Origin of the sequence: Streptomyces sp. NBC_01485 (genome assembly GCF_036227125.1) — a bacterium.
Classification (GTDB): domain Bacteria; phylum Actinomycetota; class Actinomycetes; order Streptomycetales; family Streptomycetaceae; genus Streptomyces.
This window is the reverse complement of record NZ_CP109435.1, coordinates 8,157,639-8,178,207: the sequence shown is the minus strand read 5'-3', so window position 1 is coordinate 8,178,207 and position 20,569 is coordinate 8,157,639. Positions and strand designations below refer to the sequence as shown.

At 72.5% G+C, this 20,569-nt stretch carries 7 protein-coding genes; 1 reads left to right on the top strand and 6 read right to left on the bottom strand.

Annotation, left to right across the window (positions count from 1 at the left end; genetic code table 11):
* Positions 1-151 precede the first annotated feature (151 nt).
* Complete coding sequence (locus tag OG352_RS36005; RefSeq protein WP_329222667.1) at positions 152-1,966, top strand: FUSC family protein; 1,815 nt, start codon at positions 152-154, stop codon at positions 1,964-1,966.
* Between the two features lie 241 nt (positions 1,967-2,207).
* Here the strand turns inward: OG352_RS36005 and OG352_RS36000 are convergent, their stop codons facing one another.
* The 6 genes from OG352_RS36000 to OG352_RS35975 form a co-directional block, all read right to left on the bottom strand.
* Positions 2,208-2,993: an SDR family NAD(P)-dependent oxidoreductase gene (locus tag OG352_RS36000; protein WP_329222665.1), complete on the bottom strand. Its 786-nt coding sequence runs from the start codon at positions 2,991-2,993 to the stop codon at positions 2,208-2,210.
* 82 nt (positions 2,994-3,075) lie between these two features.
* On the bottom strand, positions 3,076-4,239 hold the full coding sequence (locus tag OG352_RS35995; protein ID WP_329222663.1) for an acyl-CoA dehydrogenase family protein: 1,164 nt from the start codon (positions 4,237-4,239) through the stop codon (positions 3,076-3,078).
* A 60-nt stretch (positions 4,240-4,299) separates the two neighbouring features.
* The gene (locus OG352_RS35990) at positions 4,300-5,559 is read right to left on the bottom strand and encodes a phenylacetate--CoA ligase family protein (protein WP_329222662.1); all 1,260 of its coding nucleotides are present in this window, start codon (positions 5,557-5,559) and stop codon (positions 4,300-4,302) included.
* Positions 5,560-5,586: 27 nt separating this feature from the next.
* Positions 5,587-7,614, bottom strand: coding sequence for a ThiF family adenylyltransferase (locus OG352_RS35985; RefSeq protein ID WP_329222661.1), 2,028 nt, complete (start codon positions 7,612-7,614; stop codon positions 5,587-5,589).
* Positions 7,604-14,497, bottom strand: coding sequence for a beta-ketoacyl synthase N-terminal-like domain-containing protein (locus tag OG352_RS35980; protein ID WP_329222659.1), 6,894 nt, complete (start codon positions 14,495-14,497; stop codon positions 7,604-7,606). Before OG352_RS35980 ends, OG352_RS35985 begins: the two co-directional genes overlap by 11 nt.
* 5 nt (positions 14,498-14,502) lie before the next feature.
* A complete protein-coding gene (locus tag OG352_RS35975) occupies positions 14,503-20,553 on the bottom strand; it encodes an SDR family NAD(P)-dependent oxidoreductase (RefSeq protein WP_329222657.1) in 6,051 nt (2,016 codons plus the stop codon).
* Between the last annotated feature and the right edge of the window lie 16 nt (positions 20,554-20,569).

The window sequence follows — 20,569 nt, the reverse complement described above, 5'->3', positions numbered from 1 at the left end:
GGGGATACGCCCTGGCCTCTGCAACGTCACATGAGTAAGATATCACTTACTAAATGCGGGCGGGTAGACCTCTCCGCGCGACACGAATCCCTCCGCATTACCCCTTCTTGAGGGCATAGGAGTGGCACCGGAGTGGCGATGATGTTACGTGATGCTTAGTTTCTGGGTGCGGCTGCGTCAAAGTCTCCGCCAGGCTCTCCACCGCGCTCTCCACTTCGACCCCGGCGGCCGTCTGCTGCGCGCCACCGCACTCGGCATGACCACCGTGCTCGGCACCTACGGCTGGTCGCTGTGGATCGAGAACCGGGCCGGTCTGTACGTCGACAGCGTCGTCCAGGCCGTGGTGATCTCCTCGGCCTTCGCCCGCGTCCAGCGCGTCCACGACCGGACCGACCGGCTGATCGCCTGCCTGGTGCTGCCCTGCGCGGCGGCCGGCGGCATGGAACTGACCACGCTGATCCACGACCACCCCGACGCCGGCGACGTCCTGTTCACCCTGGGTGTCGCCGCCTCCGTCTGGGTACGCCGGTTCGGGATCCGGGCGACCCGGGCCGGCACGCTGGTGGTGCTGCCACTGGTCGCCGTCCTGGTCGTGCCCGGCGGCGTCGCCCCCGCGCAGGGACACGCGCCCACCGGCTGGGCGGCGCTGACCGCGCTGTTCGCGGTCGCCTGGGGGACGGTGGTCACCTGGGTCGGCCACCGCACCGGTCTGGTCCCCCGCCCGCCGTCCGCCTCGGTGGCCGCGATGCCCGTACCGGACCGTCCCGGCCTGCGGGCCAGTACCCGCATGGCCCTGCAGTCGGCGGCCGCGCTGGGCGCCGCGTTCGCGCTCGGGCGGGCGCTGTGGCCGGACCATTGGACGTGGGTCGTGCTCACCGCGTTCCTGGTCGGCAGCGGGGCGCGCAGCCGGGGAGACGTTCTGGTCAAGGGCGTCTGGCGGACCCTGGGCGCGGTGGCGGGCACGGTGGTCGCGGGGGCGGTCGCCGGTTCCTTCGGCCCACGCTCGGACACCGTGGTCGTCATCATCTTCAGCGTCCTCGCCGTCGCCACCTGGCTGCGCGAGCTGAGCTACGCGTACTGGGCGGGCTGCGTCACCGCGGTGCTCTCCCTGCTCTACGACTGGTTCGGCCAGGATCCCGGAAGCCTGCTGCACACCCGGCTGGCGGGGATCGCGGTCGGCGCGGTGCTGGGGATCGCCGCCTCCTGGCTCGTCCTGCCCATCCGCACCTCGGGGACGGTACGATCCCGCACCGCGGCGGCCCTGGCCGGCCTCGGCGAGGTCCTGTCGGCCGACCCGCACGACACCCGGGCGGTACGGGTGACCCGGGCCCGCTTCCTGTTCCGGCTGGAGCAACTGAAGCTGGCGGCAGCCCCGTTGCGCGTCGCGGAGTCGCTCCCGGTGCCGTCGGCACCGGCCGCGCGGTGGCGGAAGGGCGGTTTGGCGATCCTGGCGGCACCGGCCGCGCTGGGACGGTGCGCCGAGCCGCTGGGCGCCTACGCCACGGCGGTCACGGCGGCGCCGGACGCGGTCGCCGCCGACCCCGGGCTGTCGCTTCGGCTCCGGGAGGTCGCGGCGCACGGGGTAGCGGTCCGCCGCGCGATCGGACGCCGCCCGACCCCGGCACCGGTCACGTCCGACGACGGTACGACCGTGAACTCGGCCGACGGCACGACCGTGGATCCGGCCGGGGACGGCACGGCACCCGAGGTACTGCCCGGCCGGGAATCCCCGGCGGCGTCGCCGGCCCCGGGGGACCGGTCGGACCCGACGGCCCCGTCGACCCCCCTGGCGGCCCCGGCGGGCCCCGAAGCCCCGGCCGACGGTACCCGATCGCCCGAGGTGGCCACCGCCCACGCCGCCCTGGATGCGATCAGCCTCCAACTCGACACCCTCACCGAGCTGTTCGGCCATCCCCCGACCGCCCCCGCGCCGACCCCGGTCCCGGCGCGGGCGGCCTCGGGCTGAGGCGGCGGAAGACCGTACGGCGTTTCGGGCACCCCGGCCGGGCGCGGCCGGGCGCTCGGTGCGCCTTCGGGACAGCAGATGTGAACGGGACGGCCGTCCAATCACCAACGCCCGCATACCGACCGCGACGATGACCTGACAACGGATCCACTCGTCGATCACGAGGACGAGCGCTGGAAGCGGCTTCAGGGAGGCACCCGGGGCGCGCGCCCGTTCGTCCTGAGAGCCGCGGAGGCAGAGCTCAGAGGCCATATCCGCCGTCGACCCCCAGGGACTGCCCGGTTATCCAGTCGGCCCGCGGGGACATCAGGAAACCGACCGCCGCGGCGATGTCCTGGGCGGTACCGAACCGGCGCAGGGCGATGGCGCGCAACGTGGTCTCCAGTACTTCATCAGGGAAGTAGCGTCCCTTGAGCTCGTCCCACATGCCCGCCTCGATCGCGCCGGCGCCGACACAGTTGGCCCGTACTCCGTACCGTCCCTCCTCGGCGGCGACCGCGCGTACGACCGCTTCGACGGCCGCTTTGGGACCGACCGAGAGGACGTCCCTCTTCGCGTACCGGCGCAGCGCGGCGGTGGTCACGGCGACCACCGCTCCGGAGGTGAGGCGCAACTGGGGCAGGAGCGGCTGAAGGACGTTGAAGAACCCCACCGCGTCCTGGGCGACCTGTTCCCGGAACCGGCCGGGTGAGGTCTCGGACACGTACTGCATGGCCGCGAAGGGACCTGCGGCGTAGACAAGGCCGCCGAGCGGTGCCTGCGCACCGAGTTCCGCGACGAGATCGGCGGCCGCGGTCTCGTCGGTCAGTTCGAGGGCATGGACCGACGCGCTGCGGCCCCGTGCCACCACGTCCTCGTATGTCCGCAGGGCGGCCTCTTTGTTGCGGTGATAGGTGAGTGCCACGTCACGGCCGTCGTCGGCGAGGGCGCGGCAGACCGCGCTGCCGATGCCTCCGGAGCCGCCCACGACGAGCACCTTGGCGACGACGGCCTCCGGCTCGTTCCGGGAAGCCGATGTGTCCGACATCTGCGGAGTCTCCTGACTGTGGGCCGGTGAGGCCGGTGCAGGATCTGCGCCGGCCGCGGTACCTGCCCTCGTGGGGCGGATCTCACAGGGAGCGGGCGATGAGCTCTTTCATCAGCTCGTTCGTGCCGCCGAAGATGCGCTGCACCCGGGCGTCGGCGAAGGCGCGCGCGATCGGGTACTCCGTCATGTATCCGTAGCCGCCGAAGAGCTGTACGCATTCGTCGACCACGCGGCCCAGCCGGTCCGAGGCCCACCACTTGGCCATCGAGGCTGTGGCGTCGTCCAGTGCGCCGCTGTCGAACCGCTGGATGCACTCGTCGATGAAGGTGCGGGTGACGGTCACCTCGGTGGCCGCCTCGGCCAGTTTCATCCGGGTGTTCTGGAACCGGATCAGTTCGCGGTCGAACGCTGTCCGCTGTTTGACGTATTCGACGGTGGAGGCCAGAGCCTGCTCCATGACGGCCACGCAGTCGATGGCCACGACCAGCCGTTCGCGCGGCAGTTGCTGCATCATCTGGGCGAACGCCTGTCCTTCGACGCCGCCCAGCAGGTTGTCGGCCGCGACCCTGACACCGTCGAAGAACAACGGGCAGGTGTCCTGCGCCTTCATCCCCACCTTGGCGAGCGCCGGACCACGGCTGAACCCGGCCGCCTGTGCCGTCTCCACCACCAACAGGGACAGTCCGGAACGGTCGGTGCCAGGTCGGGTACGTACCACCACGATGATCAGGTCGGCCTGGCGGCCATTGGTGATGAAGGTTTTCGAGCCGTCGACGACGTAGTGATCGCCGTGCCTGACGGCCGCGGTCCTGATGCCTTTGAGATCGGAGCCGGCACCGGGTTCGGTCATCGCGATCGCGGCCACCAGGTCACCCGTGGCCATGCGCGGCAGCCAACGCCGTCGTTGCTCCTGTGTGCCGTAGGCGGAGAGGTAGTGGGCCGCCACACTGTTGTGCACGCCGACACCCCAGCCGGTGTCGCCGACTCTGGCGCGCTCCTCGTGGATGATCGCCTCGTGAGCGATGCCGCCGCCTCCGCCGCCGTACTGTTCGGGCACGCTCAGGCAGAGCAGACCGACGGCACCGGCCCTGTGCCACAGCTCCCGGTCCACCTGGCCGGTCTCCTCCCAGTGGGCCCGGTACGGGGCGATCTCCTTCGCGCAGAAGGAGCGTGCCAGATCACGCAGCGCGGACAGTTCTTCGGTCATCCACGGTGACCTGCGGGTGGCCACACCGAGTGGCAGCATGACGGGTTCTCCTCACGTACGGGCGTTCGGGCCGTTGTGGTCGGGGTCTTGCCGCCATGCTCAGTCCAGGCGCTGATCGACCAGCCGGACGATCTTGCCGCTGCGCGTGTTGACCTCCAGTTCCGACAGCGGGACGTACTCGACCTTCAGCGGGTTGATCAGACCGGCCCGGACGTGTTGGGCGAACATCGGGCGCAGTTCCTCGAAACGCCTGATCACGGAGGCGGCGAGCTGCTGGGCGTCGCTGATCTCACCCGCGATCCGCAACGCCAGTTCGTCCTTGGAGTCCCGGCGGCGCTGCACCGCCTGTATCCCCGAGATGAGCTGGTGACCCGATACCTCCTCCACCACCGCCCGCAGGTCCTCCACGTAGACGGTGACCGGTCCGACCCGGGCACCTTCCTCGGACCGGCCCAGCAGGCGGAACCGGCGGTCTTCGTAGTCCACCCATTCCGCCGTGTCGCCCACCGGGTACCGGATGATCGGCATCAGCCGCCGGACCAGGTCGGTGACGAGCAACCGCCCCGGCCGTCCCGGTTCCCGGATCGGCTCGCCGGTGTTCCCGTCCACGATCTCCAGCGACTTCTGCAGCCGGTGGACGCGATGGACGCGGGCGTCCGGTTCGCCCCGGACGGGCGCGGCCAGGACGCCCGCGTCGACGGAGGCGTACCCCAGCGAGCGGACATCCGCGTTGGGGAAGGCCTTGGCGATCAGAGGACGCTGGTCCTCGTAGAACGCCTCGCCTCCGAACAGGAAGAGACGGACGGACGGCAACTGTTCGTTCTGGGCCACGAGGTGCGCCGCGACCTGGCTGAGGGTGGTCGGTGTGGACAGAGCGACGGTCGCCTCGTGCTCCGCCATCATCTCCGCCATGGTGGCGGGTGAAGGGGTCCCCGCGATCGGCAGGTGGACGACCGGGACCGAGGTCTCCTGCAGACACAGCACGTTGAACAGGAAGCTGGCGTAGAGCTCCCCGGCGTAGAAGAAGTTGGCGACACGATCACCGGTACGCAGACCGGCCTCCGCGTAACCGTCTCCCTGCAGTCGCGCCATGGCGTGCAGCTCGGCCCGGGTGTAGACGGTCATCTTGGGGTCGTTGGTGGTGCCGCCGGTCTTGAAGACGACGCCGTCGACCTGGCGCGAGGTCAGCACCCGATTGTTCCGGAGCGTGTTGGCCGCCCAGAAACCGGCGTGGTCGATGACGGGGAGATCCTCGGGGAGGAGGGGCCCGTCCGTTTTCACGCCTGCGTAGAGATCCTGGTAATAGGGGGAGTTGCGGCGGGCGAACTCGGCGAGTTCGGTGAGGTGCTGGTCACTCATTTCGTTACCTCGCGGGTGTGTGAAGCACTACGGGTTGAGGTACGGACGTCCCGGGCTGGTACGGCTGGAGTGGTCGGCCGGACGCTGGTCGGCTGTCTGGTCGAGCCATCGCACGGACGACTCGACCGGGCAGCGCACCGCCTTGGCGGCAGGTGGCACGATGGCTCTGCCCACACGCAGGACCGCCAGGACCTGGTCGTCACCGGGGAGGCCGAACGCCGACGGGGCCGGCAGCGGGCTGAACTCCGTTCGCAGTGGTTGCGCGGCGTATCCGTTTTCGACCAGGGCCAGCCACACGTGCATCAGGGACTCCCCGGCTCTGATCCGGTCTCCGACGGTCCTGCGGGGCCCGCGCAGCACGAGCACAGCTCCGCAGTGGCGCAGCAGTCGAGCGCGTTCTCGCGCGACCGCGCCGATCAGCGTGCGGCCCGCCACCTGCCTGGGGACCGACACCCCGTCCACGGCCCGGGCGAGGAACCCGGTGACGCCGGCGGTGGCGAACAGGTCGTGAGCGGCACCGAAGGAGCCACGGCCGGACGGGGTGCGGGCACGCTCCCGCAGCCAGGTCCAGACCTCCTCGGTCCGGCCGGGGTCGATCGCTGTGAGGGCACCGTGTTCGGCCCTGGCCATGCGGTCGAGCGCCGCGGCACCGGTGACCATGTCGAGGGTGATCTTCCGGTCGACGCACAGCTTCTCGATGAGTTTCGCCGTGGTGTTCTCGATCGGCGTGCGCAACATGTCGCCGCGGTGGGTGCTGCGTAAGCCCAGCACGCCCTGCCGGATCAGGACGCCGCCGCGCAGACGATCGAGATGGAACCGGCCGACGGACGTATCCGACTCGGAGTCCGAGGGGCCGTCGGCCATCTGCGTGAGTCGGGTGGCGACGGACGCGGAGGGTTCCCAGTCACCGTGCGCCAGAACGGACATGGCGGCCAGGGCACAGCCGAGGGCTTCGGCCCAGCCCAGCCGGTCCGGGGCGGCCGCGGGCCAGCGTCCGGTCTGCGGCGCCAGGCCGATGGTTTTGTCGTCCAGGATGTCGAAATGCCACGGCTGGGAGTTGTACGGCGAAGGGGCGAGCCGGGCGCCTTCCAGCAGCGGAACGAGTCCCTGAGGCAGCCGGCGCCGCTCCGGTCCGCTCACGACGGGCTGCGACGCACCGCCGCTCCGGGTCACTCGGCGTATGGTCCGCAGGGTCCGTGCCAGTTCCAGCGGCATGCGTGCCCGGTACACCACCGCGGCCGTCCAGGGCATGGCCGCGGCGTGCAGGTCCACCGTGACGACGGGACGCACTCGGCGATTCATCAGCAGGTCGACGATGACCCTGCTGCTGAGCGCGCCCATGGCCATGACGCAGTAGGAGATCTGCGGCCAGGTCCCCCCGTTCTCCAGCCGGTCGGACAGCACGGGAAGGTAGTCGGTGGGGAAGTGGGTTCTGCCGAACCACCGCACGGAGTCCCACAACCGGTTCTCCCGGTGTGATTCGGCGGTGGCCTTCCCGTGGAACGGCACGGGGTTGCGTCGGTAGTCGAAGACGAACACCGCGGGCTTCCCGCCCCAGTCCACTCCGGCGACGACGGGGATACCCCGCCGGGCGGCGCCGGCGTGCAGTTGGTACTTGACCCAGGAGGACATCGCGGGGTCGATGGCATCGAAGGCGATGTGCGCACCGTCGAGCGCTTCATCGAGATTCTCCAGCGTCAGCCCCTCCGCGTAGACGCGGACCTCGGCGCACGGGTTGATCGCCTGCACACGGCGTGCGAGCACCTCGGGTTTGGCCTTGCCCACGTCTTCCACCACGCAGGCCTGCCGGTTGAGGTTGGACACATCGAAACGGTCGGGGTCGGCGAGCCGGAAGCGGTTGACGCCCAGGCGCACCAGCGGTTCGACCACCGCGCCGCCGACGCTGCCGCAACCGGCCACCAGTACGGTCGCCGCCCGCAGCGCGGCCTGTTCGCGGTCGCTCAGGATGCCCAGGTTTCGGCTCACGGCCTCCGCGCCGAAATCCACCGGGCCGGGCATGTCGGGTGTGTCCGCGAAGCCCTGGTCACTCGCCATGTGCGTCTCCGTCCATGTTCACAAGCGCGCAGCGGGGCGGTTCAGTAGCACTCGTAGTGCCGGAGGTGATGCCGATGCCCAGACCCCGCACCTGGTAGATGCGGGTGCCGTCGGCCCACAGCCAGCCGTCGGCGGTCACGCGTACCTCGTGCTCGTCCTCGACGACCTCGCGGATCTCCAGCTCGACGGTGATCCGCCCGGTGCGCGGTGTGACCTGGCCCCGGTACTTCCAGTTCACGGCCCGGCCGGTCAGGACGGGTTCGAACCGCGGGGCCGGGAAGCCGGAACCGAGTCCGCGTTCGACGGCGTAGAACTGCAGGAGCTGGCACATGGCCTGGACGCCGAGTGATCCGGGCTGCACGGGGTCCTGGAAGAAGTGGGCCTGGAAGAACCACTCCGCGGGGTCCACGTCCTTCACGGCGCGCAGCCGTCCCAGGCCGGCACTTCCGGCGTCCGGCCAGTAGCCCGTGACGCGGTCGAGCATCAGCAGCATCGGACCGGGCAGACGCAGGGGGCCGGAGAAGTACCGCTGCGGACGGGAGCCCAGTTCGACGGCGAAGGGACTGTCGGCGGAGAGCAGCGCCGACTCCTCATCGGTCGGGGGAAGCCCGACCTGGTGGTCGAAGACGCTCGGCGGGAAGAAGCCGAACACCGTGGTGAGGGAGAACACGGGTTCGCCGGCGCAGGCGCACTCCACCTCGAAGGACTGGATGATCATCTCCCCGCTGCGGGACACCTCCCGCAGCGTGGTCCTGGTGTGCAGCACGCCCATGCCGGGGGTCACTTCGCGGTGGACGGTGCCGGTGCCGTCGAGGTTGCGGAAGAGCAGATCGCTGTCGCTGGTGAGCGCCGAGCCGACGTAGGAGGCGAGCCAGCCGCTGGCCTGGAGCACCACCTCCATGAGCACGCTGAAGGGCATCGCACCGGTGAAGTCGTTCTGCTCGAAGTACCAGACTTCTTCCGGGACGTCGTACTCCACCTCCACCGCCGCGCCGGGCTCCATGACCCACGGCGGCCCTTCGGCCCGCACCACCCGGCTCATGAAGTGGAACGGCGGTCCGGGCAGCCGCGCCAGCCTCCGCGTGCTGTCGAAGGGCGCGTAGGCCGGGCCGAACGCCTCACTGGGCCGGCCCCAGGCACAGGCGATCATGGCCGCGTAGTCGTAGCGGAATCCGTCCACCTCCGCGACCACGGTGCTCTCCCGGTGGTCCGCCAGGCCCGCCAGCTCCCGGTGGGGGACCGGAGCACCGCTGGTCTGCACGGCGGGCGGCCGTAGCCGGCGCCAGTGGGTGAGCGGCCAGTCCGGGACGAGACGTACACCCAGTCCGCGGACGTGGAAGGCCCGGACCCCGTCGACCGAGCACAGGACGTCGGCGACCAGCACCGGTTCCGGTCCGGCCGACAACTCGGACACGAAGACCTCGTACGTCAGCAGCCGGCTGTCCGGAGTGACCTGGCCCCGGCAGAACATGGGGTACGCAACGCCGCTGACGGGTTCGAAGCGCCAGCCGTCGCGGTCGAGGGTGAAGCCGGCGGCGGCCAGGTGGAAGGACATCGCCTGGAGGCAGCCCTCGAACATCAAAGTGCCCGGCATGCAGGGGTCGTTGGGGAAGTGTCCCTCGAAGGACCAGTCGTCGGGCGACACGGGGGTCTCGGCGCGCAGGTATCCGCGGCCCCATGGCCCGCCCTCCGGGTCGTACACCGGCACGCTGTGCAGCAGCCGGAGGCGTCCGTCCCCGATGCGCGGGCTGCGGATGTGGGAGCGGGTGAACTCCCAGTCGGAGCCGAAGCAGTCGACGGGCCGGCCCTCGGCGAACGCACGGACCTGCGCCGGCCCGAAGGCGCGGACGGCGCCCGGCACGACGGGTGGGTCGGCCGGACGTGCCGGATCGGGCGGGTTGTCCTCCGGTTTCCACAACACGCCCTTCGCGTTCGCCAGTTCGTCGGCCGTGAAGAACCCTGCCTGTCCCTCTCGCATGGACAGCCGCAGTTCGTCACCGACGTAGGCGTCGTAGTGGAAGAAGAAGATGCGCACGCCGCCGTGTTCGCCGTGGCCGTCGATGTGGATCTCGTAGCGCAGGGTTTCGCCGGGGCCGGGCGGACTGCCGTGGAAGGTCAGTTCGCAGCCGAGCAGACGGTAGACCCGCTCGCCCCGGTTGAGCAGGTCCACACCGAGCCAGCTGATCAGCAGCAGGTCGGCCTGGCCCGCCTCGACCATGATTCCGGCCGGGACACGGCCGGTGGGGTCCAGGTACCAGCTGTCGAGCCGGATGTCGGTCTCCGTCCAGATGGTGCCCGTACCCATGGACGCGGGTTCCGCGTCGATTCCCGTGACCCGGTCCGCGAGCAGCATGGGAGGCGCGGGCATCCGGGTCTGCAGCGCGTACCGGTCCTGGGCGGCGAACCGCGGGCCGAAAAGCTCGGACACCGGTCCCGTGGCCAGGCGTTCCAGCTCGGCCCTGCCGAAGGCCGGACCTGTCGGCTCCCCCCGGCCGGCCTCCTGCGGCGGTCCGTCGTCCGCCGCCCGCTCACGAGGACCGGCTATGGGGAAGGCTGCCGCGGTGGGAGAGCCGGGCGGCGCCACGGGTGCCGTGGCGGCGGCCGGCACCGGAAGAGCGGGCGTGACCGGCGTGAGGGGTGGCGTGACCGGCGGAACGCGGTCGGCGGGCGGGGCCGGGGCGACCCCGGCCGTGACACGGCTCGCCCGGGCGGCCAGCTCCGCGGCCCACTGCTGTGCGGCGAGATAGCGCGCGTGCGTCTGTGCCTGGGAGGCAAGGAACCCGCGGTGCGCCTCGGCCACGAGCTGCGCGTGCACCACGGCCATCGCCGCTAGGCCACCGTGCCCGTCCTGGACGCACCTCTCGTCCGGAGCCCGGTGTCCGCCCTCGCCCACGGCGGGGACCGAGGTCATCGGCGCGGGCTCGGCGGTGGCCCCGGACGGAACGGACGCCGACGGGGGAAGCGGGGGAAGGGGGGCCTCCGTGACGCCGCCCACCAGGGCCGGCGACGCTGCGGGCGTCGGCTCGCCGAGGGCCGGAGCCGGTTCGGGGGGCGGAGCCAGATCGGGCGCCGGAGCCATCCCCTGCCCGTGCGGCCGCGTCCGCGGCAGCCGGATCTCCGGCGGGTGCGCGGCCAGTGTGAGCAGTCGTCCCGCGGAGCGTGCCACGGGCCCGGACCCGGCCAGGTGGCGGTACAGCGCGTTCGTGTCGAGGTCGACCCCGGCCGCCGTCAGCTCGGCGGCCACGTGGAAGATCTGACGGACACCCCGTCCCTCCGGGGCGTCCAGCGCCACCGCGAGGTGCTCGCGCGTGCCCAGGGTGCGGCCGATCCAGCCGGAGCACTGGCCGCGCGGACCGTGCTCGACGAAGATCCGTGCCCCCTCCTCCCAGGCCCGCTCCACCGTCCGGGCGAAGTCGATGAGGCCCAGCCCTTGAGTGGTCACCGCGTCGGCGGCCGTGTCGGCGGTCGGGGTGTACCACTCGTCGGACGCACAGGTGTAGAAACGCACACCGGGGACGGGGTGAGTGGGCAGGTGATGGAACTGCCACCACTCGTGCCGCACCTCCTCGATCTCGGGTACGTGTGCCGCGATCTGATACCCGACGGGCAGGGTGGGCACGTCAGGGAGCCGCTTCAGCACACGGTCGCAGCCTTCGGCCGGTCCGCCGAAGACGCAGGAGTCCGGCGCGTTGACGACCATGAGGTGCACCCCCGGCTCATTGGCCAGGGCCACCCGTATCCGGTTCGGCGACGCCTCCGCGATGTGACTCGCCCAGCCCGAGGCCGGCACACCGAGACGCCGCCACGCCCGGCGCGGCACCTTCATGGCCCCGACGACCTGGTGGGTGAACAGCGCCGAGTCCCGGGCCTCGGTGAGCAAGGGCGCCACGTCTCGCCAGGCCCCGAGCGCGGCGAGGGCGACCGACTCACCCGAGGAGTAGCCCAGCGCCGCCCGCGGGCGCAGGCCGAGCAGGTCCCAGGTGACACGGGTGTGCAACTGCCCCAGCACGGAGGCGCCGCCGATCTGGTCCAGGGGGTGCGGTGGGGCGGCTTCTCGCGCGGTGAAAGCCCAGCCGACGACGGACCGCAGGTCGCCCACCCGCTCCCGTACGGCGTCCAGCTGGTCCGGGAAGGCGAGCATCACCTCCCGGCCCATGCCGTGATAGGCCATGGAACCGCCGGAATAGACGAAGGCGACGTCCCCCTCCAGCGGCCGTTCGCGGAAGGCGGCGCCGACGGGGCGCACCCCCTGGCCGAGCAGCCAGCGGCGGGCCCTCGCGGCGAGGTCGGCGTGTTCGGCCGGGGAGGCCGCGCACAGGACCAGCCGGGCCGGCCCCGCGCCGGACTCCCGCCCGGCCGCGAGCGCGCCCAGCACCTCGGTGCGGTCCCGCCCCGAATACACGGACAGGCGTGGTGGCGGGGCATCGACGAACGGGGCGCGATCCTCCGCGCGCAGCCGCGTCCGGGCCGGTCCGCCGCCCAGAGGCAGGGAGGTGACCTCGGCGGACATGTCCTCCTCCAGCGCCGGCAGGGCCGCTGCCCCGGCCCTTGGGCGAGCACGGTGGCGGAGGGCGAGCACGGCCACCGCCACCGACAGCAGTCCGCTCGCGGCGTGCGCGCGGCCGTACAGCGCACAGGGATCGAAGTGGTCCCCCGCCGCATCGAGGCCCGCGGCGGGGCCGGTCCCGTCAGCCTGCGGGGACTGCCCGGCGGGCGCGGCGGATTCGCCGTCCGGCCGCGGGTCGCCCACCGTCAGACCGGCCGGTCCGGTGCCGTCCTCGTCGAGAACCGCCAGGACAGCCTCCCCGGCCCGCCGGGCGTCGTCGAGCCGCTTCAGGACGAGCACGACGGCCGCGTCCCCCGGGGCGGCGTCGAGACCGGCCTCGGCAAGGGCCGCCCGGTGCACCGGCTCGCACGACAGGTCGACCGCACCCACGAGGACGGCGTCGGCCTTCCCGGCCCGCAGGGCGCGCGCCCCGATCTCCAGGGCGGCGAGACCGGACGCCTCCTCGGCGCTCACCGTGAAGCTGGGCCCGGCCAGATCGAGCTGCGCGTTGATCCGATTGGCGACGATGTTGGGCATCGCCCCGATCACGGCGGCCGAGGTCTGCGGGGGCCGCACCGCGTCCCGCAGTTCGGCCGTACGCGCCTCGTCGGCCGCCTCTTCCGGCGTGAGCAGCCACTCCGGCACCCGCCAGCGTGCTATGGGGCGGGCGGCTTCCGGATCGCAGCCCATGCCGACCAGCACCATGGTGCCGTCCCGGGGCAGTGTGACCGTGGCCGCGGCCTCCCGGGCCGCCTCCAGCACCAGCAGTTGCTGCGGCAGGGTGTCGTGCAGATCGAGTGGCGGAAAACGGAGACCGTCCAGCGCCACATCGACGGTGGAACGCCGGCCGGGGCGGGGCTCACCCCGCATCAGCGACCGCGACAGATCGGCCGCGTCGCCGCCGTCGGCGACCCTGGCGCCCACGGCCACCACCGCGACAGCCGGCCGGGGCCCGTTCGCCTCTTCACGCCGGCGGGAAGCGCCGGCGGGGGCGGCCGGCAGCGCGGGACCACCCGTGTCGTCGGCCGTCCAGGCGTCCACCACCAGATGGGCGTTGTTGCCGCCGAAACCGAAGGCGCTGACAGCGGCGCGCCGGGCCCCGGACCAGTCCTCGGCCTCCTGGAGCGGCCGCAGGGGCGTCCCTTCCAGCTCCGCCAAGGGCTCCTCGACCCCCAGGGTGGGAGGGCGGACACCGCTGCCCAGCGCCCCCAGAACCTTCAGCAGCCCCACCGCTCCCGCAGCGGTGATCGTGTGACCGATGTTCGACTTGACGGAGCCGACGGGCAGGTCGTCGCAGCCCGAGAAGACCCCGGCGGTGCTGCGGACCTCCACGGCGTCACCGATCGCCGTGCCCGTGGCGTGGCATTCGAGCAGGCCCACGCTCTGCGGCGGTACGCCCGCCGCCCGGTAGGCGGCCTCCATGGCCCGCCGCTGCCCTGCCACGGACGGCACCAGCAGCCCTTGGCCTCTCCCGTCGTTGGACAGGCCCACGCCCCGGACGACTCCCAGAATCCGTGTATCGGCCGACAGGGCGTCACTCAGCCGCATCAGCGCGACGAAGGCGGCCCCCTCGCCGGGTACGAGTCCGTCGGCGCCCCGCTCGAAGGGGCGGCTGCGCCCGGTGCGGCTCAGCGCGGACAGACCGCAGAAGCTGATGTGCAGGAAGAGAGCGTCGGCGGCGTTGACGCCACCGGCCACCATCAGGTCGGCCCGCCCGTCCTGAAGCTGCTCACAGGCCAGGGCGATCGCGTACAGCGAGGACGCGCAGGCGGCGTCCAGCGCCAGTCCGCCGCAGCCCAGTCCCAGGGCCCGCGCCGTGAGTCGCGCCGGAAGCCCGGACGAGAAGCGGTGGTAGGGATGCGGCCGCTCGCTCCCGGTCCCGCGCCAGACATGTTCGGCGTAGGCGGCCAGGCCGGTCGGGGGATAGGAGAGGTTCCCCATGATCAAACCCGTACGGGGCAGCAGACGCTCCTGGCCGGCCTCGCGCAGGGCCGAACCGACACCGTGCAGCGTCCACTGGAGGAGCGGACCCAGGTCATCGGGTTCCGCGGCCGGCGGCCGGTGTCCGCTGCCAGGGGGTTCCACCGCGAGGCGCGCCGTGGCCCACCCCGACGCCGGCGGGCAGTCCCGGACGTAGCCTCCGACATCGCTCCAGGTCCGGTCCGAGGAGTCGTCGGGGCCGCCCATGACCCAGCGGTGCGCGACGCGCCAGCGGCCGGCCGGCACCGGACCGAGACTCACTTCACCGGCGAGGACGTTCCTCCAGAGCCGGTCGGGGTCCGAGGCGCCGGGCAGTACGCAGCCGCGCCCGACGACGGCGATCGGTTCGAAGTCCATCACGCTCATCCCCTGTCTTCGGCGGTCAGCACCACGATCCGCTCCGTGGCGGCCTGGTCCGGGCGGCGCACCAGGCTCACCCCGAACAGCTCCACCAGCGGTGCCCCGTCACCGTCGAGCAGTGCCAGGTCGCACACCGGACGGAGCGGATCGGTCTCCCGGGCGAGCAGCACGCAGCGGGCCGTTCGGTCCAGGGGCCCGTGGGCGTGCACGCGCACCTCTGAGACACCCATGGGCAGGAACGCGGCGCCCAGCGCCTCCTCGGCCCACAGGAGAGCCAGTTGCAGCCCGGCGTCGACGGCTGCCGGATCCGTGTGCCAGCCGCGGGCTGACGCCCAGCCGAGTGCGCGCACTCCGCGCACCCTGGCCTCCGCCCCGTCGGCACCGACCGCGGACACCTCCTCCAGGGAATGGAAGGCCGGGCCGTGGAACAGCACACCGTCTCCGTAGACGTGGGCACGAGGGTGTCCACCGGCCGGAAGGCTCCAGTCCCGTGTCCCGTCGGTGCGGGCCGGCCCGGTCTCACCCACAGGGGTGGGTCCGCCGTCCGGTCCGCTGCCCGCCCAGGTCCCGAAGGCGGTGTCGACGACCGCTCGGTACCGCGTCGAGGCGTAGCTCTCCAACGTCAGGCGAAGCGCCGTGGGCGCCGCGGCACCGCGCGTGGCATGCACCGTGACCTCGTGCCCGGTGCCGTGGAAGTCCGGCAGACGGACCCCGTACACGACCTCGACGTCGCGCAGTACCACCGGTCCGCCATCGGGCGCCTGTCCGCGCACCGCTGTGGCGAACCACTCCAGGGCGAGCGCCATCGGGAGCAGGGGAGCATCACCGGCGACCGAGTGATCGGCGAGGAAGGGATGAGTGTCGGCGGCGATCCGCACCGTGCCCAGCGCTTCCGACCGTGCGGAGCCCAGGACGTCAGGCCGGTTCCCGGCCACCAGGGTGACGCGCACCGGGCCCGGACCGGCGTCGAGTTCCCGGACGAAGGCGGCGGCCCCCGCTTCCAGCGGAATCAGCTCTACTCCCGAGGCGAGGAAATGCTCCCTCAGGCCGGATCCGACCATGCCGCCGTCCCAGGGACCCCAGGCGAGTGAGCGGACCACACAGCCGGGCCGCCGCGTGGCGACGGTGGAGGCCACCTGCGCGATCGTCTCGTTCGCCATGGCGTAGTCGCTCTGCCCGGCGTTCCCGAAGCGTCCGGCGACCGAGGAGAAGACGCACACCAGGTCCAGCGGGTCGTCGGCGGTCGCGGTGAGCAGCGCGTGCAGCCCCTCCACCTTCGTGCCGAAGACGGTGTCGAACTCGTCGTCCGTCTTGTCCGCCAGCCGGGCGTCGGCGAGCACGCCCGCGGCGTGCACCAGCCCGGTGACGGGCCCGAGTTCCGCCCGTACCCGCTCCAGCGCCCCGGAGACGGCTGACACGTCCCGGATGTCGACGGGCACGTAGCGGACGGTGGAGCCCGCGGCCTCCACGGCGGCGACGGTGGCACGTATCTCCCGGACGGACAGCACGCGCATGGCTTCCGCTCCGATCGCGGCCGGTCCTGGGCGTGCGCCGCCCGGCCGCGGCGGCCGGGCGGCGAGCCGCCGCTTCAGTTCCCTCTCGTCCGGGGCCGTCCTCAACTCCTCGGGTTCCTCGGTGAGTTCGGTACGGCCCAGAAGGACGAACGCCGACTGCCGGCCCTGGGCCAGGGCGACCATCGCGGCGGCGGTCACACCACGCGCTCCACCCGTGGCGACGATCACGGACGGGCCCGTGTCCCCCTGCGGGGCCGGTGGGGGCGCCTGGGGAGCCTCGGCCTCCCGAGGTGTCTCCCGCAGCACCCAGCGGCTGCCGTCCGCACGCAGTCCCACGTCCGCGCCCGAGCCGCCGTACGTCAGTTCGCGGGCGAGCGCACCGGCCAGTTCGCGCGCGTCGCGCGTGCCGCGCTCGCAGTCCACGGCCTTGACCACGGTGTCCGGCCACTCCTTCGAGGCCGTTCGGGCGAGCGCGCCGAGTCCGCCCAGCCATGCCCGGTCGCCGGCCGCGCCGCGGAGACCGAAGTCGCCCCCGGTGTCCTGGACCACCACCAGCACGCCTGGCGCGGCGAGTGCCGAAGCGGCGTCCCGGACCACGCGGAACGCACGCCGGTTCACCTCGACCGCTTCCCCCACCGAGCCGACCGGCCGCAGTCCGCCGAGCAGAATCAGTCCGTACGGCGCCGAGCCGGCCGGGGTGCGGGGCGACGCTGTGACGGTGGCGCCGACTCCGAGCCTGCCCAGCTCCTCCACCAGCGGACCGGCGACACCGGACCCGTCGTCCACCACGGCGAACGAGTGCGTCCGCAGGCCGGGCAGCTCCAGCCCGGGAGCCGGAGCCGGCACCGGCTCGGTCACGGAACGGGACAGGAGGGGCGTGCGAACCGGTGCCGCAGGACCCCTCCTTCCGGCCTCGGCCGTGTCGGTGGTGGGAGTGGTGGGAGTGGTGGCCGGGGTGGTGGTGACGGACGTTCGGAAGCGTTCCGTGATCTGGCCGAGGGTGCGCAGTCGTGCGAGTTCTTCGGTGGGGACGTCCGGTGCGTCGGGTATGCGGCGGCGCAGGAGTGAGAGGATCTCGACGCGTTTGATGGAGTCGATGCCCAGGTCGGCTTCGAGTTCCATGTGGGGTTCGAGCATGTCCGGGGGGTAGCCCGTGCGTTCGGCGATGACTTCGTACAGGACGGTGGCGGCGTCGGCCGTCGCAGGTACGTCGTCCGGCGGTCGCGTGGCGGGGACGTCCTCCGGATCCGGGGCGAGGGCCGGGGCCGGCGGCGGAGACGGCACTGCGGCCAAGACAGCGGAGGCAGCGGAGGGCGACCCGGCCGGGAGCGGCCGGACCGTCGGTGGGTCCGCGAGGAGGCCGGGTGCCGCCGTTCCCATCAGGCTGCTCAGTGCGCGCTCCGCGCTCTGCAGGTAGGCGTGGTGCGCGTCGGCGGTGAGCCGCTGGAATTCGGTATGGGCGTCGGCCGCTTGCCGCTGGGCCTCCTCGAAAGCGTGTAGCCACGTACCGGCGGGCGCCGCCGTGGCCGAGGCGGCGGCGGTGTCGCCGGGCATCGGCGGGTGGGGTGCCGCCGACTCCGCAGCCGCCACTGCTCCGGCGGACACCGTGGCCGCCGTGTGAACGGGCACCCTTCCCTCCTCCGGCTGCCGGGCGAGCTCCTGCCGCGACGGACGTTCCCGGTCCGGCATCGGTATCGCGGCGACGGCCGCCTCCGGGTCCGGCGCTCCGTGGTTCGCCCCCGACAGCGGAAAGCTCATCCGGGGCGCGGGCCGTGGCCGGTCCGCCGTCGGCTGCGCGTACGGCCGCCACAGCGCCTCCAGGTCCATCGGCACGCCCGCGACCGCGAGTCGCCCCAGGGCCTGCTGCAGCGCGGTCACTCCGTGCCGGTCCTTGTGGTCGACGCTCACCGCGGTGTGGGGGCGTTCGCCGAGGATGTCACCGACCATGCGGCCCAGTGCCGAGCCGGCACCGACCTCGACGAAGGTCCGGACTCCCGCCTCGTACATCGCCTCCACCTCGTCGGCGAAGAGGACCGGCGAGAGCAGATGGTCGGCGAGCCGTTTGCGTACGGCCTCGGCATCGGCCGGGTACACGGCGCCGTCGGCGTTGCCGTACACCTCGACGACGGGCGCCGCGACGTCGAGTTCGTCGAGGAAGCGGGCGAACGGGTCCCGTGCCCCCTCCAGGAGCGGTGTGTGGAAGGCACCGGACGCCTGCAGACGCCGCACCGCCACACCGCGCGCGGCGAGGTTCGCCTCCAGTTCGGCGAGGGCACCGGCCTCCCCCGACAGCACGACCTGCCGGGGGCTGTTGCGGTTGGCCACCCACACCCGGCCCTCGTATCCCTCGACGAGTTGTGCCGCGTCCCGGGCGGCCGGGCCTCCGACGGCCAGCATCGCGCCGCTCGTGGCGGCGGCCTCGTCCATCAGCTCGCCTCGGCACCGGGCGAGACGTATCAGTGCCCTCTCGTCCAGAGCCGAGGCGGCGTGCAGCGCGACCAGCTCTCCGAAGCTGTGGCCCGCCAAGCAGTCCGGCCGGATGCCCAGCGTGCGCAGCACGCCGAGCTGAGCCAGACTCTGCACCGCCAGGGCGGGCTGGGCCCATTCGGTCCGGGTGAGCAGCGCCTGTTGCGCGGCCCGCTGTTCCTCGTCGAAGGCCGGCTCGGGAAAGACGACCCGGTGCAAGGGCCGGTCGCCGACGTCGATCGTGGCGGCGCGGTCCCAGGCGGCACGGGCCTGCGGCAGGTGCATCGCCAGGTCGGCTCCCATGCCCACGTACTGGCTGCCCTGCCCGGTGAAGAGCAACGCCGTCCTGCCCGGGGCGGCGGGGCGCGGGTCGAAGCACAGCCCTGAGGGAAGACGGGCGGGAGTGTCGGGGGCGGTGCGGGCGAGTTCCGCCAGCCGCCTCAGCTGCTCACCGAGGTCGGCATCGTCCCCGGCGACCAGGCAGGCCCTGACCGGGTCCGCGGGCGAGAAGCAGAGCTGGGAGTTTTTGGCCTTCTCGGCGAACGGCTGGTCGTCCGCGGCGAGCCGGCGAGCCGCCTCGGCCAGGGCCTGCGGCGTCTCGGCGCCCAGCAGCACCAGCTCGGTGGGGGCGGTTCGGATCAACCCGGCCTGCGTGCTGCTCGCCCCGGGAGTGGGCACGTACTCCTCCAGGGTGAGGTGGAAGTTGGTCCCCCCGAACCCGAAGCTGGACACCGAGGCGCGCCGGGCGTGGTGGTCGCCCCGAATCCAGGGGCGGGCGCGGGTGTTGAGATAGAGGGCGCTCCCCGTCAGGTCCAGCGCGGGGTTGGGCCGGTCGACCTTGATGGTGGGCGGCAGGATCTTGTGCTGAAGCGCGAACACCGCCTTCAGCAGGCCCACCGCTCCCGCCGCCGACTTGGTGTGGCCGACCTGGGACTTGACCGACCCCAGCGCGCACCACTGGCGGTCGCTGCGGCCCGACTCGTCGAACACCGTGCGCAGGGCGGCGAACTCGGCGGCGTCCCCCGCCGGCGTGCCGGTTCCGTGTGCCTCGACCAGCTCCACCGTGTCGGGCCCGTACCCGGCGGTCTCGTACGCCCGGCGCAGTGCCCGTGCCTGGCCCTCGGGCACCGGTGCGTAGATGGCCTGCCCCCGGCCGTCGGAGGATGTGCCGATGCCCCGGATCACGGCGTACACGCGGTCGCCGTCGCGTTCGGCGTCCGCCAGCCGTTTGAGCGCGAACATGACCAGGGCTTCGCCCAGCATGGTGCCGTCCGCCGCCTCGGAGAAGGGACGGCAGTCACCCGTCTTCGACAGCGCGGGGGTCTTGCTGAAGCACATGTACATGACGATGTCGTTCAGGGTGTCCACGCCGCCGGTCAGCACGAGGTCCGCCGTGCCCATGCACAGTTCGTTGATCGCGCCGGACACCGCCGCCAGTGACCCCGCGCACGCCGCGTCCGTGGTGTAGTTCGTGCCGTGCAGATCGAAGCGGTTGGCGATCCGCCCGGCCACCACATTGCTGAGCAGCCCGGGGAAGGTGGCCTCCTGCCAGGGCACGTACTGGGCGGCGATCCGGTCGCACAGCGCCTGGGCCTGAGCCTCCGGGATCTCCCCCGACCGCAGCGCTCGCAGCCACACCGGTCGCTGCATCCGGTTGCTCATGGTGTGCAGCAGTTCCAGGGCCGCGGCCCCGATGATCACGCTGACCCGCTCGCGGTCGAGCGGCTGGGAGCTGTTCGCTCCGGCATCCTCCAGTACCTGCTGGGCCACGGCCAGAGCGAGTAACTGAGCGGTGTCGGTCGCCGGCATGGCGGACGGCGGGATGCCGAAGGCGGTCGGGTCGAAGTTCACGGGGTCGAGGAACGACCCGCGCCGCCCGTAGGTGCGGTCCGGTGCGTCGGGGTCCGGATCGTAGTAGTCCTTCAGCGACCAGTGGCTCTCGGGTACGTCGGTGATCACGTCCCGGCCGGACAGAACGGTCCGCCAGAAGCCGGGCGCGTCAGCGGCTCCGGGAGTGAGCGCGCCGACGCCGACCACGGCGATGGGCGGTATCTGTGGGCGTGTGCTCTCCATGGTTCTCCTCGGACTG

Coding starts and splice junctions, on each gene's coding strand:
- OG352_RS35975 (WP_329222657.1), bottom strand. CDS start 20,553: ATGGAGAGCACACGCCCACAGATACCGCCCATCGCCGTGGTCGGCGTC.
- OG352_RS35980 (WP_329222659.1), bottom strand. CDS start 14,497: ATGGACTTCGAACCGATCGCCGTCGTCGGGCGCGGCTGCGTACTGCCC.
- OG352_RS35985 (WP_329222661.1), bottom strand. CDS start 7,614: ATGGCGAGTGACCAGGGCTTCGCGGACACACCCGACATGCCCGGCCCG.
- OG352_RS35995 (WP_329222663.1), bottom strand. CDS start 4,239: ATGCTGCCACTCGGTGTGGCCACCCGCAGGTCACCGTGGATGACCGAA.
- OG352_RS36000 (WP_329222665.1), bottom strand. CDS start 2,993: ATGTCGGACACATCGGCTTCCCGGAACGAGCCGGAGGCCGTCGTCGCC.
- OG352_RS35990 (WP_329222662.1), bottom strand. CDS start 5,559: ATGAGTGACCAGCACCTCACCGAACTCGCCGAGTTCGCCCGCCGCAAC.
- OG352_RS36005 (WP_329222667.1), top strand. CDS start 152: ATGCTTAGTTTCTGGGTGCGGCTGCGTCAAAGTCTCCGCCAGGCTCTC.